Source organism: Archangium sp. Cb G35 (genome assembly GCF_001896145.1).
GTDB lineage: Bacteria > Myxococcota > Myxococcia > Myxococcales > Myxococcaceae > Archangium > Archangium violaceum.
The window spans coordinates 936,931-952,779 of sequence record NZ_MPOI01000002.1 but is presented as its reverse complement, the minus strand read 5'-3'; the positions used below and the strand labels follow the sequence as shown (position 1 = coordinate 952,779).

At 67.5% G+C, this 15,849-nt stretch carries 9 protein-coding genes; 4 read left to right on the top strand and 5 right to left on the bottom strand.

Features of this window, described 5'->3' with window-relative positions; translation table 11 throughout:
- Nucleotides 1–14: 14 nt before the first annotated feature.
- On the bottom strand, nt 15–5,285 hold the full coding sequence (locus BO221_RS10380) for an AAA family ATPase (protein WP_073560203.1): 5,271 nt from the start codon (nt 5,283–5,285) through the stop codon (nt 15–17).
- A gap of 53 nt (nt 5,286–5,338) precedes the next feature.
- Complete coding sequence (locus BO221_RS10375) at nt 5,339–6,886, bottom strand: amidohydrolase family protein (RefSeq protein WP_255408449.1); 1,548 nt, start codon at nt 6,884–6,886, stop codon at nt 5,339–5,341.
- A gap of 285 nt (nt 6,887–7,171) precedes the next feature.
- Here BO221_RS10375 and BO221_RS10370 point away from each other — a divergent pair, with 285 nt between their 5' ends.
- Together BO221_RS10370 and BO221_RS10365 are read left to right on the top strand one after the other, a co-directional pair.
- On the top strand, nt 7,172–8,008 hold the full coding sequence (locus BO221_RS10370) for a class I SAM-dependent methyltransferase (RefSeq protein ID WP_073560201.1): 837 nt from the start codon (nt 7,172–7,174) through the stop codon (nt 8,006–8,008).
- A 126-nt stretch (nt 8,009–8,134) separates the two neighbouring features.
- Entirely contained in the window at nt 8,135–8,836 is a 702-nt protein-coding gene (locus BO221_RS10365; protein WP_073560200.1) for a hypothetical protein, read from the top strand.
- Nucleotides 8,837–9,649: 813 nt separating this feature from the next.
- Here the strand turns inward: BO221_RS10365 and BO221_RS10355 are convergent.
- The 3 genes from BO221_RS10355 to BO221_RS10345 all read right to left on the bottom strand — a co-directional run bounded on the left by BO221_RS10355 (nt 9,650) and on the right by BO221_RS10345 (nt 14,378).
- Complete coding sequence (locus BO221_RS10355; protein ID WP_083680904.1) at nt 9,650–10,558, bottom strand: alpha/beta fold hydrolase; 909 nt, start codon at nt 10,556–10,558, stop codon at nt 9,650–9,652.
- A 91-nt stretch (nt 10,559–10,649) separates the two neighbouring features.
- Nucleotides 10,650–13,727 carry a sensor histidine kinase gene (locus BO221_RS57290; RefSeq protein ID WP_158079813.1) on the bottom strand — a complete coding sequence of 1,026 codons (3,078 nt, stop codon included), beginning with the start codon at nt 13,725–13,727 and terminating at the stop codon, nt 10,650–10,652.
- A gap of 18 nt (nt 13,728–13,745) precedes the next feature.
- Nucleotides 13,746–14,378: a response regulator transcription factor gene (locus BO221_RS10345; protein WP_073560198.1), complete on the bottom strand. Its 633-nt coding sequence runs from the start codon at nt 14,376–14,378 to the stop codon at nt 13,746–13,748.
- 229 nt (nt 14,379–14,607) lie between these two features.
- Between BO221_RS10345 and BO221_RS10340 the strand changes: the two genes are divergently transcribed.
- Both BO221_RS10340 and BO221_RS10335 read left to right on the top strand, forming a co-directional pair.
- Nucleotides 14,608–14,979 carry a hypothetical protein gene (locus tag BO221_RS10340; RefSeq protein WP_073560197.1) on the top strand — a complete coding sequence of 124 codons (372 nt, stop codon included), beginning with the start codon at nt 14,608–14,610 and terminating at the stop codon, nt 14,977–14,979.
- Between the two features lie 136 nt (nt 14,980–15,115).
- Nucleotides 15,116–15,775: a hydrolase gene (locus tag BO221_RS10335; RefSeq protein WP_073560196.1), complete on the top strand. Its 660-nt coding sequence runs from the start codon at nt 15,116–15,118 to the stop codon at nt 15,773–15,775.
- Nucleotides 15,776–15,849 lie beyond the last annotated feature (74 nt).

Sequence of the window (15,849 nt, the reverse complement as noted above, 5' to 3'; positions counted from 1 at the left end):
AGTGGGCCGCCCTGTCAGCGGGAGTGCGAGACAGGGAGTTCGAGTGTGGCCGTGGCGCCCTGGCCGGGACCGTCGCTCTCCAGAAGCAGGCGTCCCCCCATCACCTGTGCCGCCAGCGCGCTCGAGTGCAGGCCAAAGCCATGCCCCTCCTTGCGTGTGGTGAAGCCCAGCGCGAAGAGCTGCTTGCGGAGCTCCGGCGTGAAGCCCTTGCCGTTGTCCACCACCTGAATGCGGGCCACATTCCCCTGGGCCGTGAGCCGCACGCACAGGTGCCGTTGTCCCTCGGGGACCTCGGCCATGGCGTCCTTGGCGTTGCTGAGGAGGTTGATGAGGATCTGCAGCACCTTGTGCTTGTCCACCTGCACCCTGGGAATGGAGGTGAACTCGCGCGTCACGGAAACGCCGTGGCGCTGCAGCGCGGCCATCTGGAAGCGCAGGCTGTCCTCGATGAGCTGGGCGAGGTCCCACTCACCGAGGAGGAGTGCCGTCTTGGCGTAGTCCTGCTGCACCCGGATGATGGCGTGGATGTGCTCGAGGTGCAGGCCCATCTCGTTCAGGCTCGTCTGGAGTTGGGTCCGCTCGTGGCGGAGCTCCTCGGTGAGGGCCGAGAGGTAGTTCGGCAGGACGAGGCCACGCGGGTCTCGCGTCAGGAACCCCACGAGATCCTCCTCGTGCTCCTTGAGCATGGCGGAGAGCTGCGCCGCCCGATCGAAGCGCGAGGCCGCGACCGCGGAGCGCATCTGCTCCAGGTTGATGACGGCGCTGGTGAGGACGTTGCCCACGTTGTGCAGCACATCCGAGGCGACCTCGGCCATGCCCGCCGCACGTGCCGTGTCCACCAACTGGGCCTGCGCCTGCTTGAGCTCGCGCGTGCGCTCCTCCACCCGCCGCTCCAGCCCGTCGTTGGCGCTGCGCAGGGCGGCCTCGGTGCGCTGGAGCTCGGCGTACAGCCGTGCGTTCTCGATGGAGATGGCGGCCTGCGAGGCGAGCTGTCCCAGCAGCGTGATGCGCTCGGGTGTGAACGCCCCGGAGGCGAACCTGTTCTCCAGGTAGATCACTCCCGACAGCGACTCCTGGCGCATCAGCGGCAGGCACAGCACGGACCTGGCTCCACTGTGCTCGAGGTAGGGCTCGCCCGAGAACGGGTGGGGTGCCGCCGCGTCGCCGATGAGGACATGCTCGTGCGTGCGCCGGACGTAGGAGATGATCGTCCAGGGCAGGGCGGCGCCCGATGCGCTCTCCGTGTCGGCCACGGCCTCGAGCTTGTCACCGCGCGGCAGCAGCAGGGCTCCACGCTGGGCCCCCGCGTTCTCGGTGGCGACCCGCATGAGCGTGGACACCAGCCGCTCGAGGACGATCTCGCTGGAAACGGCCTGCTGGGCCTTGACCACGGCGAGCGCGTCGAGCTCCCGGGACTCCGAGGAGGAGGTGGTGGTGGCGGTGCTCGCGGGTGCCAACGGGCTCACCAGGGACGGCCACAGGGCGTCCAGCTGCTTGACCTTGCCGTGGGCCCCCCACTGCGCGTACGCCTCCCGGGCCTGGCGCGCGTAGGCCTCCGCGATGAAGGGGGCCTGCCGCTTGCGGTAGAAGTTCGCCGCCAGCTCGCACACCAGGGCCACGTGCTGGGTGAAGCCGTTCTCGCGGGCCGCGCGAAGGGCCTCCTCGTACGCGGGGAGTGCCTGCTCCAGGCGGCCCTGGACGCGGGCCAGCTCCGCGAAGACCAGCCGCTCGAGCGCGCGGAAGGTCTCGGGACAGTTGGCTGCCCACTCCTCGAGTTGTTTCCAGTGCGCCTCGGCTCCCGCGAGGTACCGCTGCCGTTCCTCCTCCGCCGCTCCCTCGCAGCACGCGGCCAGAGACAGGGCGCGGAAGAGGTAGAAGTCCAGGCGCGGGATGATGCTGATGAAGGACCAGATGAACGCAGCCGCCTTGTCCCCCGCCTCACGGGCCTCCGCGAAGGAGCCGCACATGAAGCGCGCCTGCATCTTGGAGAGCCAGTACTGGCACACCATGCTGCTCATGTGGGCCGGCGACAGCGATGCCTCGAGGGCCTTCTCGTCGAAGCCCTCCCCGTCCAGCGTGCCGAACGTGGGCGAGTGGCCCCGCAGTGTCTGCATGTAGCGCAGGACGATGAGGGTGGTATCCACCACCCCCACGAAGCCCGTCTTCCGCATGAAGTCCATCCGGGCGATCGCGTCCTGGTAGACGTCGTCCAGGGGGTGGCCCATGGCCTGCCGGTTCCAGACGACATGGCCGACGATGTAGCAGGCGTACAGGTAGTTGTTGGTCTGGACCGCGTGCTGGAAGGCGCTCAGGGCGTGCTCGTGTGCGACGGCCAGGGGCCGGCACCAGTAGCTGATCATCTCCAGGTTGAAGAGCGCCCGGACCCGCTCATGGGTCAGGTTGTGCCGGTCGACGAGCGCACAGGCGAGCATGCCGTAGGCATAGCCCTCCTGATAGCTCTTGAAGAACTGGCCGAGCAGCACTCCGAGCGAGCTGTACGCGATCACCGACTCGTGGGTGTTGCCGTAGCGGAGGCTCAGGGAGACCAGCCGGCAGACATGGAGGATGAGCAGGTTGTTGTCGGTGAGGTAGGCGGACGGGAAGAGGCGGGCCAGGACGCTCATCACCGGCTTCATGTCCGCGTCCGTCATCAGCGGCAGCTCGACGAGGCTCTCGATGGGACGGGCTCCCAGCAGCGCCTGGACCTCCTCACGGGCGGCCAGGGCCTCCTCCCAGGAGGGATGGGGGTCCATCGGCATGCCCAGCAGGGCCAGGCACTCCAGGAGGCAGGTGACGGAGGCCTCGATCTCGCCGGCGATGAGGTGCACCTCATGCCTCAGGCCGTACACGGCGGCGATGTCCCCCCGCCTCCGCGCGCGGGAGCGCAGCCCCTCCAGGAGGCGCCGCGTCTGGGCGAAGTTGCCGCTCACGAGCTCGCTGTTCGCCTGCGTGAGCTGCACCTTGAAGGCCAGCTCGGGGTCCGTCTCCCAGGGGTCGCCCGGGATGAGCGTGAAAGCCATCGAGAGATAGGCGGCGGCCGAGTCGTGTGCGCTCGAGGCCTGGGCCTTCCAGCCCGCCTCGGCGTTCAGACGCGCGAGGTGGTGGCGCTCCTCGTGGCCGCTGATCAGCTCCACCCCGGTGTTGAGCTGGCTCACGATCTCGAAGAGTTTCTCGCGCACCTCCTCGGGAGACAGGCGCTCCAGCATCAGACGCCCGATGCGCAGGTGGACCGCCTTGCGCTCTCCTTCGGGGATGAGGGCATGCGCCGCCTGCTGGATGCGGTCATGCAGGAACCGGTACTGCTCCGGGGCGCTGCGCACCACCAGTCCCTCCAGGAGCGCCGGCTCGAGGCCCCGCTCCACCTCGCCCGCCTCCAGGCCGGCGATGAGGGCCAGCATCCCGAGCGGGAAGCTGTTGCCCACGCACGCCGCCACGGGGAGCAGGTGCTGGGTGCTCTCGGGAAGCCGGTGCAGATTGCGCGCCATGAAGTCGACGATGTTGTCGGAGTACCCCCTGGCCCGGACGCCCTCGGCATCCCACCGCCATCCCCCTCCGGGTGTGCGGCTGAGGAGGCCATCGTGGTGCAACGCCAACATCAACTGGAGGAGGAAGAACGGGTTGCCGCCCGTCTTCTCGTGCACCTGCTCCGAGAGCGGCACGATGAGCTCCGCTCCCGCCCCGGGGAGCGCATCGCCCACGAGGTGCTGGAGCTGCTCCAGGCTCAGTGGCTCGAGCTGGAGGTCGGTCACCGGGACGTTCGCCTTTCGCACCTCCCCGAGCGTCATCATCAGCGGGTGGGAGGGGCTGACCTCGTTGTCCCGGTAGGCGCCGATCCATAGCACCGGTGGTGCGTTCTCCTCGGTGAGCAGGGATTGGAGGAGCCGGAGGCTGGCCAGGTCCGCCCATTGCAGATCGTCCAGGAACATGACGAGCGGCTGCTCGGCGGTGGCGAAGACGCCGAGGAACTGGAGGAAGACCTGCTTGAAGCGCTGCTGCGCGTCGGCGGGCGGAAGCTCCGGCACCACCGGCTGCGGGCCCAGGAGGAGCGCGAGCTGCGGAACCAGGTCCACGATGACCTGACCGTTGCCCTGGAGGGCTTCCAGCAGGCGCTCACGCCACCGGGCCACCTCCTCATCGGTACCCACCAGCAGGTGCTGCACCAGGCCCCGGATGGCCTGGGCCAGGGTGGCGTAGGGAACATCCCGCTGGAGCTGATCGAACTTGCCGCTCAGGAAGAATCCACGCCGCTGAACCACGGGCTTGTGCAGCTCGTGGACCACCGACGACTTGCCGATGCCGGAGTAGCCTCGGACCAGGATGAGCTCGGGCCTGCCTCCGCGCACGATCCGCTCGAAACCCTGGAGCAGGGTGGCGACGTGGGCGTCGCGCCCGTAGAGCCGCTGGGGGAGCTGGAAGCGGCTGGGGATGTCCCGCTTGCCCAGCACGAAGAGCTCGAGGGCGCCCCGGCGCAGGCTCTCCACGCATTCCGCGAGGTCGTGTCTCAGCCCCTCGGCGCTCTGGTAGCGCTCCTCGGCCACCTTGGCCAGACACCTCATCACGATCGCGGACAGCACGGGCGGGACGCTGGCGACGAGCTCGTGCGGCGGCCTCGGCATCTGGGCCATGTGCGCATGGAACCACTCGAGCGCGTCACGCCCCTGGAACGGCCGGGCGCCCGTGAGGAGCTCGTAGAACGTCACGCCCAGCGAGTAGAAGTCGGTGCGGTAGTCCACCGCGCGGTTCATGCGCCCGGTCTGCTCCGGGGACATGTAGGCCAGCGTTCCCTCGAGCAGGTGGGTCGGAGCCGCGTCCACGTGCTCGGTCCGCTGGAGGGTGGCGGCGCCAAAGTCGATGATGCGCGGCTCGCCGGAGGGCGTGACGATGATGTTGGAGGGCTTGATGTCCTTGTGGATGACGCCCCGGAGGTGAATCTCCGCCAGGGTCGAGGCCAGGGCGACGGCCAGCTCCAGGAAGCGGGCGATCTCGAAGGGTCTGCCCACCGCCTCGGAGAGGGCCACCCCATGCACCTCCTCCAGGACCAGGACGGGGCGGTCGTTGACCCGCTCGCAGCCATGGGGCCGGGTGACGCCGCGCACGCCCAGGAGCCGCTGCAGGATGCCGTGCTCCCGGCGATACCGCTCCTCCTCCCGCGGGCCCACGGAGGGGCCCGCCGGCGTCTTGATGATGACCGGTGAGCCATCCGTCTCGCGCACCGCCAGGAACAGCATGTTCGAGTCGGTGGCGCGGACCGGGCGGCGGAGCGTGTAGCCTGGGAGATTCAACATGGAGGGAGTCCACAGCCAGGAACTCCCTCATGCAAGTCCCTGGCGCCCCCCTCTCAGAAGAGCACTCGCTCGACTCCCGCCGCCCGGAGGAGGTAGTCCCTGGACGCCTCGAGGGCGGCGCGGAGACGGGTCCAGTTCATGTCGACCAGGGCTCCCCGCCACTTGCGGATCCTCCCCGCGACGATGACCGTGTCCACGTTGCTGCGCTCCATCAACGTGACGACGGCCCCCGGCACGTTGTTGAGCGGGGCCACGTTGAGGGCATCCGAGCGTAGCAGGAGGATGTCCGCCTCCTTGCCCGGCGTCAGCGAGCCGATCTTGTGGGCGAGCCGGGCCACCCGGGCCCCTTCGATCGTGGCGAAGCGAATCACATCGCGGCACGTGAGGAGCTCGGGCAGGTTCGTCTCGCCGTTCAGCGCGCGCTCGTTGATGAGCGCCCGCTGGAGTGTGAAGACGGTCCGCATCTGGGTGAAGAAGTCCGCGGTCATCGTGCACTCCACATCCGTGCTGAGCGCGGGCTGGACTCCATGATCGAGCGCGGACTGGATCGGCGGCATGCCGTGCCGCATGGCCATTTCGATGGGGGCGGCGATGGAGACGTTCACACCCGCCTGGGCGATCGCCTGCCAGGAGCCCTCCGAGATGCGGCTGGCGTGGATGAACACGAGGTCGGGCCCGAGCAGGCCTTCGCTCGCGAGCTGCTCCACGAGCGTTTCCTGGCCGAGGCTGCCGACGAGGTGCGTCACGATGGGCAGGCCATTCTGGCGCCCGATGGCCCAGTAGGTCCGGAAAGCGGGGTCGAACACCTCTCCGCCCATCGCCAGGGTCAGGAGCTGATCGGCCGAGGAGAAGTACCGGCTCCGGATCCGCTGGAGATCATTGGGGAAGATGTTGCCGGGGCCCACGCCCGGTGAGTACACGAAGACCGCGCGGCGGCCCGCATCCTGAAGCCCCCGGATGACGGCATCGGTGTGCGCCGGCGTATGGCCCACCTGCGACGTGTCGACGACCGTGGTCACCCCCGCGTCCAGCTGGCTGAGCGAAGCGACGAGCTCGGCGAGGTAGGCGTCCTCCGGCCTGAAGACCGGCGTGAGCCTCGTGTGGATGTAGTCGAGGTAGTTCTTCTCGCCGTGCGGCAGCCCATCGTTGAACAGCAGGCCGTCTGACAGGAAGCTCCGCAGCGCGGTCTGGTATTGGTGGTGGTGGGTGTCGATGAACCCTGGCATGACGATCATGCCCGAGGCGTCGATGATTGCCGCACCGGGAGCATGCAGGTTGGCCCCCACCGCGACGATCCGCTTGCCCTCGATGAGCACGTCACCCCGGGCGAAGTTTCCCACCTGGGGATCCATGCTGAGGACCGCGCCGCCTTTCAGCAGGTAACGCCGGTGCGAAGCACCTGTGTCCCTTGGCAGGTCATGGTTCCTGGCATCGCTCTCCGGCGACAGGTCACCCTGGGCGGACGCTGCCAGCGCCGGTAGGGGCGCCGAAGAGACCATCGCGGCACCGAGGGCGGAAGCTCCCCTGGCGAGGAACTCTCGACGGGACGCTCCTTCCTGGGTGGGCTCACCGTCATGATTCGAGTCGTTTCCACAGAGCATCCGGCACATGTCACGCTTCTCCTCTGGACTCACCAGGGTCTTTTGCAACAATGACTTCCAAGGATTCCAAGAATAGCGCGTGACAGGGGACAGCGTCGAGCTTCATCGCGAAGAGGCAGGGGCCGACAAGGATTGGCGGTGGGAGCCCATCCGTAAAATCATATACGTGAAATCACATAAGCACTGACGGTGCGCGCTTCCAGGCCCCATCAGTTCGAGCAATGCCGGTGCGTCACGTCTCTTCGCGCCGTGGCCTAGAGTGCGGGCGCGAAGGGGGACAGCACCATGAAGCGCATGTCACTGTTCGAGTTCGAGGACTTCCGCTGGTTCCCGGGAGGCCTCCGCGAGTGCCTGACGCTCTACATCGCCGCGATGCACCGGGTGCTCGGCACCGAGCGGATCCTGGCGCCCCTGCTGGCGAGGGCCCTGGAGGCAGCGGCCACCGACCGGGTCGTGGACCTCTGCTCAGGGGGCGGCGGGCCCCTGCTGCAAACCACCGCACGGCTCGAAGCCGACCACGGTCTCCGGCCAGACGTGACCCTCACCGACCTCTATCCGAACACGGACGCCGCCGCGCGCATCAACGCGGCGGGAGACGCGGCGCGGGTTCGCTACCTCCAGAATTCGGTCGACGCGGGCCAGGTCCCCGACACGCTTCAGGGCGTCCGGACCATGGTGTGCAGCTTCCACCACATGCCCCCGCCGGTCGCGCGCCGCATCCTCCAGGACGCGTTCGAGAAGCGGCAGGCGCTCTGCGTGCTCGAGATCAGCGACAACTCCCAGCCGCGCTGGCTCTGGTGGACGGCCATCCCCGCCGGCGTGCTGATGGTGCTCCTGCTGACGCCCCTCATCCGCCCCCTCCGGCTGCGGCAGGTGCTGCTCACCTACGCGCTCCCCGTGCTCCCACTGCTCATCGCCTGGGACGGGGCCGTGTCGAACGCGCGCACGTACACGGAGGAGGATCTGCGGGAGCTCCTGGCGGGGCTGGAGGCGCCGGACTACCAGTGGGAGATCTCCCACCCGCGGGCGCCCGGCGCCCCCGCGACGATGCTCACCCTCGTGGGGCTGCCACTCCGCACGCAGGCATCTCGTCCGGAGCCCGGCGTCCGGCAGGAGGCGTAATCACCCCGAGGCATCGACGTCTCTCCAGCGTCGGATTCCTGAGACCCTGCTCGATACAACCAGCGCGGTGAGCCCCTTTCCCGAGAGGAGCAATCGAGCGGCATGCCCGTTGCTCCACGGGAGGGCATGCACGCACTCCTCACCACGCTGCTCGTCGTCGTGTCTTCACAGGCCCCTGTCACCACCGTGCCCGGTGAGGCCTCGGTCCCGCGCCGGAGCGTCTGGATTCAACCCATTGGCACCGCCTTCGTGGGGCTGGCCATGGGGGAGAACTCCGCCTTCTACCTTCCGCTCGGCGCCAACCTGCCGCTGGGGGAGGACTCGAACACGAGCCTCGGGGTCGAGCTCACGGTGACGACGGGCTCCATGCGTGCCACCTCCGAGTACGGTGGTGGCGGCAGCCGAGCGGTGCCGAACTACTGGCGCGTGCTGGCCGCGGCCGGCCCCGTACTTCCCCTGGCGCGGTCGAGCAGACCTCTGTCGGGTCCCTTCCTGCAGCCCAAACTGATCACCAACGTCTCGTATGAGCCGGCGTATGGCTACGATGACGATGATCACGCTGGAGGCGCGAGCCTGGAGTTGCAACTGGGGCTGGACGTCGGGTGGCAGTTCACTGTTGGGAATGTCTACCTCGCGCCCGTGCTGGGGGTGAGCATGGGTTATGGCTTCAACATGCCTGGCGGGGGCAGAAGCACCCTGTCGGGTGGCCCTGCCTTCGCGCCCAGCCGCGTCTTCCATCCGGAGTTCGTGGGCTACGAGCCCAGACGGGGCCCGGCACCGGTGCTGGGCATCAACCTCAACCTGCTGCGCCTGGGCTCGGCTTTCTGAGCGGCCCGGCGTCCCGGCACGGGTTGGATGATATTTCCTGGAGTCTGATAGTCTGGCGAAGCGGCCAGGGCGCATTGCCTCTTGTCGCCTCGAGAGCAACAAAGCCGGCGGGTGCCAGGGAATTATGACAGTCCTTTGTCCTGGCTTGTTGCCTCTGGCGCAACGAATTGAGAGGGAATCGAGGTGACTCAACCGTTGTGCGCGCAAGGAATTGACGTGCATCCGTGCGGTTTGTACGGTGAATGCCAGACCCGCTGACAGGAGTCAGGCATGAAGAAATCCCTGCTCATTCTTGCAACGTTTGTCGTGACCGTTGTGTCTGGCTGTGGTGGCACGGAGCTGGAGCACGGCGAGGGCCTTCTGGGACAGAGTGAGAGCGCGCTCTCCACCTGTTCGACGACCTGTCCGAACGGAACCCCCCTCTCCTGTCAGGGGACGTCTTGTTCCGCCACGGATGGCCAGAGCGTCACGTGTGATGGTCTCACCCAGACGTGTGGGCTCATCATCGATCCCGTTCCGACCTGCTCCTCGAGCAACTCCTGCACGAATCTCAATGGGACGACGTGCTCGACCATTGGTTCCACGCGGAGCTGCTGCGTCGGCAGGTCTGTCGCGGGGACCTGCAGGTGCCTCAGCAACCGGAAGTGGTCGTGCCAGTCCCTGGTCGATCCCGGCCCGTTCGATCCCACGCCGACGAACCCCGGGCCGCTGTACCCCGGGACGAAGTCCCCGTAGGTCCACGGGCAGGCCCGAGGCGGCGGGCTCGAGTCCCGCCGCCTCCACTGCGTCTACCGGGGACTCCGATACCTCGAGCTACCGCGCTGCCTCATCGAGGAAGGGCAGGGCGGTGGTGACGATTCGGGGATCCGCGAAGATGTTGTAGTGCGTGAGCCCGGGGAGGATCGCGAGCGCCGACTTCGGCCGGCCCGAGCCGTCCCATCCGCCGTCACGCTTGCCGCCGCCGAGCAGGCCGAACACCTCCACCGCGTGCGAGGGCGGGAAGAGGTCCGAGTCCGCCGCCATCACCAGCACTGGCGCCTGGAGCTGCGCGACCTGCTTCGAGAAGTCGAAGTCCTGCTTCATCGTCTCGCCAATCTTGCTCAACAGCCGTCCGAAGTCCTGCGGACGCGGCGCGATCGCGACGTAGCCCTGGTACATCGGCGTCTGCTTCATCATCTCGAGAGCGCCCTCGTTGACCTCGCCCTGCTGCGCGAGGATCTCCGGGTGGTACGCGCTTCGCCGGATCACCGCCGAGATCGCGACGACCTTGTTCACCACCACCGGGTGGCGGATCGCGGTCAGGAGCGCCACTCCGCCCCCGAGCGAGTAGCCCATCACGTCGGCCCGCTCGAGCTTGAGGTGTTTGATCAACGCGGCGATGTCATCCGCCATCAGCTCCACGCTCAGCGGGCGATCGATGTCCGCGGTGCGGCCGTGGCCCTGCAGGTCGACGGCGATCACCTGCCGGTGTTTGGCGAGCGCACGAAGGTTCTCTCCGAACATTCCGCTGGAGCCGAGGCCGCCATGCAGCAGGATGAGCGGCCGGCCAGAGCCGTGGATCTCGTAATAGAGCTCGAGGCCGTTCACCTTCGCGTACTTGCCGGGGGCATTGGGTTTGGCCGCCTTCGGGGCGGCGACGGCACTGGCGGCGACGACGAGCAAGAGGGTGGCGATGAGCTTCGCGGACACGGGGTTCCTCCAGGAGGCGATGTTTTGACTCATGGACTCCCCCTGGCCGCGGAACTCATCGGTCGGTCGTTCGAAATCGTCGCCGGCTGCGTAAGTGACTGGAATCCCTACGTTTGGGGCGTGCTCATCGCCCTCGTCCCAGGCGGGCGGCACCCTTCAGCCTGCGCCACCAGGTCGCATTCGGCTTCCGCTGGTAGATGATCGCGGCCGGGACCTTCAATTCCACTTCCGTGCCGGCATTGGTCCGGCTCCACACTTGGAGTGTGGCTCCGATCCTCGCCGCGCGTTCGTGCATCCCCGCGAGGCCCCAGTGCCCCGGACGGCCGCCCATTTCGAGAATCTCCGGGGCCACGCCCGCGCCGTCGTCCCGGATCCGCATGCGCAATTCCTCGGAGTCGTAGTGGAGCTCCGCTTCCACGGCCGTGCCCCCGGCGTGCTGGAACGCGTTGAGCAGGGCCTCCCGGCCGATCAAGAAGATCTCCACCTGCACGGCCGCGTCCAACTCTCGCGGTACGCCTTCCACGACCAGACGGAACGCCGCCGGGATGTCCTCCGCCAGTTCTTCCCCGACCTGCACGAGCGCGTCCGCCAGGTCGCGGTCAGCATGGGCGGACGAGCGCAGCTCCATCACCCGGTCGCGGCCCTCGGCCAGTACCTGGTCCGCGCGGTCCAGGGCCTTCTCCATCGCCTGCCGTGCCGGCTCGTGCGAGGGGAGTTGCTCGGCGACGGCCTGTAACCGGAGCACCAGCCCCTGCACGCTCTGCAGCAGGGTGTCATGCAGCTCCCGGGCGATCCGCTCGCGCTCCGCGTGCCGCTCCTCCAGCCGGCCGCGCATCTTCGCGGTCAGTTGGCGCAGACGCAGCAGGTACAGCAACCAGAGCAGCAGCAGTCCGGCCGCCACGCAGAGCGTGCGGAACCACCAGGTCTGGTGGAGCGCGGGCGGGACGACGAGCTCGAGGCTCGCGCCGCGCTCGTTCCACACGCCGTCGTTGTTCGATGCGATCACCTGGAAGCGGTACCGCCCCGGCGCCAGGTTGCCATAATAGGCGGTGCGCCGCGTACCGACGTCCTGCCAGTGCTCGTCCACGCCTTCCAGCCGGTAGCGGATGTTCACGCGCTCGGGGATGGACAGGCTGAGCGCGGTGTAGTCGATCTCCAGGTTGGCTGGATGGATGGGAAGCGTCACGTCCGACGCGGGCGCGTACCGGCGGCCATCGGCTCGCACAGCGAGGATGGACACCGGTGGAGGCATGGGATTGCGGGCGATCCGCTCGGGATCGATCCAGACCACGCCGTTGCTGGTGGCGAACCACAGGCGCCCATCATCGCCCGCCACGGCCGTGGGCAGCGGACGCAGCTGCGTTGGCCTGGCTGGGAGCCCGTCGAGGAAGTCGAACAACTCGTAGCGCACGCGATGGCTGGGATCGCCCACCGCCCGTTGGACCTCCTCCGCTGGAATGTGGAAGACACCCGGCACGGCATGCACCCACAGGCTGCCGTCGGGGCGCTCGATGATGCCACTCACGTTGCGGAACGGCTCGTCACCGCCGGCGACGAGTGGACGAAATCGCTGGCCGTCATGGAAGACCAGCCCGAACTGGCCGCCGACCCACACATACTGACGGCCCGCGGTCAGGGCGGTGACGACCCCCAGCCGGAGCCCGTCTTGCTCGGTGAACCGCCGGACCTCGTCGCCGTCGATCCGAGTGATGGTGCCCCGTTTATGGCCCAGCCATACCCGCCCGTGAGCATCGGTCATCGCGGTGTGGATGCGCTCTTTCTCCGAGAGTCCCAGCTGCTCCGTGACCGGGTTCCAGCGGCCATCCTTCCACTGCATCTGTGTGTGGCCCGTCAGGGATACCCAGAGTGTGCCACGACGATCGCGAGTCATGGCCTGCACCTGCGAGCGCGGAACCGGCAGCGGCGTGACATGACTCAGATGGCCGTCCTCCACCCGCCACAGGCCGTTGTCCGCTCCCAGCCAGATCACGCCCTCCTGGTCGCGGTAGGTGGAGCGGACCGGGGCGCCGAGCTGTTCGGACGAGACCTCGCCATGGTGCAAGCGCATCAGCGGGCGGTTGGTGGTACCCGCCCAGATCTCGCCGGCATTCCCCGCGACCAGGGCGAAATCGTGCGAACCGCGCGGGAACTCGGCCAGCACCATCGAGCTGACGCGGAAGCGATCGAGTCCGCCGCTGGTTCCCACCCAGAGATTGCCCTCGCGATCCTCGAGCACCGGCCACGCGTAATCTCCGCTCAGGCCGTCCTTCTCGGTGAACGACTCCACCGTCCCGGGCACCGCCGCCACGTCGCCGGCCGGCAATCGCTCGGGATGGGGGATGCGGCGGAGCCCATCACCCAGGGTGGTGATCCACATGCTTCCGTCGCGGGCGAACTGCACGCCCGCCGACTCCGCGTGCAGGGTGGGGGGATTCTCCGTCTGTCCGTGGCCGGGCACCGGAATCGGCCTCACGTCACCGCCTGATTCCGTCATCCAGATCCTGCCATCCGGCGCCTGCCTCAACTGGAACACCCACCCGACGCTGGCGCCCGTGGGAATGAATCTGTGCGCGCGGTGAGGCAGATACAGCAGGGTCTTCTCGGCGGCGACCCACAGCGTGCCGTCCCGGTCCACGAACAGGTACCGGGTCTCCCTGCCCGAATATCCCCAGGACTCTCCGACCCGTTCCCAGCGCGTGCCGGACAGACGGAACAGTCCTCCAGACAATTCGGAGACCCAGACGTTGCCGTCCCGGTCCGAGGCGAAAGCGGAAACCTGCCTGGCCGGTGCGCCCTCGGTGCCGCGATACCACCGGGTCAAGCGTCCCTCTTTCAGGAACGCGATGCCTCCCATCTGGAAGCCGATCCACAGCCCACCGCCGGGCGGGGCGTACAAGGTCTGGATGGTGGAGAAGGGCTCGTCCGAGGGCGGCTCGAACCGCTCGAAGCGGACGCCGTCGAACCGGTACAACGTAGCGGCGGCGCCGAGCCACAGATACCCGTCTTCCGTCTGGGCGAGCGCGGAGATCTGGCCGGGAGCTCCTTCCTTGATCGTCCACCGGGTGTGGTGGAACTGCGTGAGGCGCCGGTCCTGACTGAACGCCAGCGCCGTATCCGCGGAGGACGAAAGCACCGTGACGAGCACGAGGAACAGCGTCTGGCGCCACACCCTGACGGGTCCCTTGAGCCTCGTCACATCCATCGGTCCCCGCATCCACGCTCAGATGTCGATGATTCCCCGCTTCAGCGCGACGACCACCGCATGCGTCCTGTCCCTGGCGCCGAGCTTGGTCAGGACGTTCTTCATGTGCGTCTTGACCGTTTCCTCGGAGATGCCCATCCGGGCAGCGACTTCCTTGTTGGCGCTGCCGAGGGCCACGAGGCGCAGGACGTCACATTCCCGTGCCGTCAATTCGTCGTCCGCCACGTGCTCGGCCATCTCGGTGGCGATGTCCGCGGCGATGCGGCGGCGTCCCGCGTGCACGCTGCGGATGGTTTCCACCAACTCCTTGCGCAGCATGCTCTTGAGCAGATATCCGGATGCGCCCGCCTTGATGGCGCGCAACGCCTGCATGTCGCCCTTGTAGGTCGTCAGGACGATGATTCTCGCGGTGGGGAACCCGGTGCGGATCGCCGTGATCGCATCGATGCCATTCATGGTGGGCATCTGCACGTCCATCAGCGTGATGTCTGGCTGGTGTTCGCGGAAGGCTCGCAGGGCCTGCTCCCCATTCTCCGCCTCGGCGACCAGCGTCATGTCCGGTTGCCCGGCGATCAAGCTGCTGAGCCCTTCGCGAAGCAGCGGATGGTCGTCGACAATCAGGATGCGAATGGGTGGGTTCGTGGTGCTCATCGTTCAGAGCCCCTCCGCCGGGCGGCCAGCGGTCCTGCCGCCCCGCGAGGCAATTCCACCGGGAATCATCGCGCTTCGTCGTGGAAACATCGGCTTCATCCCGTTGGCTCGGCCAGCGAATGAACGCTGGATACCCGTCATCGACATCGTTGGAATCCCCCGAAATGGGGAGGCCGGGCTCCCTTATCCCAGATATAACCAGGGTGCACCAGGGAGGTAAGGTGGACGGGTGCAACGCCTCTTCTCCATGTTTCCCGAAGGTGGCCCCGGGGCCGGACTGCTGTTGCTGCGCCTGTCGGTTGCCCTGTCACTGCTGCTCCACCCCTCCGGTGGACCGCTGATGCATGCGGTGCTCGCGCTCCCGGCCCTCGGCCTCTGCCTGGGCGTGCTGACACCGCTCCTCGCGGCCGTGTGCGGCCTGTTCTCTTGCTACGACTTCATGGTGATGGGCGGCGTGACCCTGCCTGAAGTGGGTATCAAGCTGCTCACCGCGGGTGCACTGGCGCTCCTCGGGCCCGGCGCGCACTCCCTGGATGCGCGGTGGTTTGGAAGACGTGTCATCACCCTGCCTCCGCGCAAGAGCACCAGCGTTGAGGAGTAGTGGGCCGGTGGGCGCCCAATCCCTCTTTTGGGGGAGCCGTTTCATGGGCTTTTGGGTGTTTTTCAACAAGTCCTGACGCCCTATTCTGTTTGGCGTAAACGGAGCTGAAAACCCCAACCCGAAGAGGAGTCATTCCATGTCGCTCAAGGCTACCCCTACGCCCGGAAAGGGCCTGCTGTCTCCCACCGACCATGCCCTGATCCTGATCGATCACCAGTCGCAGATGACGTTCGCGACGCATTCGATCGACATCGCCACGCTGCGCAACAACACCGCGCTGATCTCCAAGGCCGCCGCTGGCTTCCGCGTGTCGACCCTGCTGACCACGGTCGCGGAGAAGAGCTTCTCGGGGCCGCTGTTCCCGGAGATCACCGAGGCGTTTCCTGGCGCGAAGGTCTATGACCGCACCAGCATGAATGCCTGGGAAGACAAGCAGGTGATCGCCCAGATCAACGCGTTCGAGAAGGAGCGGCTGGTGTTCGCGGGACTGTGGACCGGCGTGTGCATCGTCGGCCCGGTTCTGTCGGCGATCGACCAGGGCTTCAAGACGTTCGTCATCACCGATGCCTGCGGCGACGTGACCGACGAGGCGCATGAGCGCGCGGTGCAGCGGATGATCCAGGCCGGTGCGGCTCCGATGACCAGCCTGCAGTACCTGCTCGAGCTGCAGCGCGACTGGGCGCGGGAGGCCACGTATGGCCTGACCACCGGCATCGCCAAGACCCACGGCGGTGGCTACGGAATCGGCATCCACTACGCCAAGACGATGTTCGGCGCGTCCGAAGGCGGTCACTGATGGCCATGCGGCCATCGGAATGCCGTAGGCGATAACGATTGTTTCCGGCTCGAGTCGCCGGAATGGGAAGGACT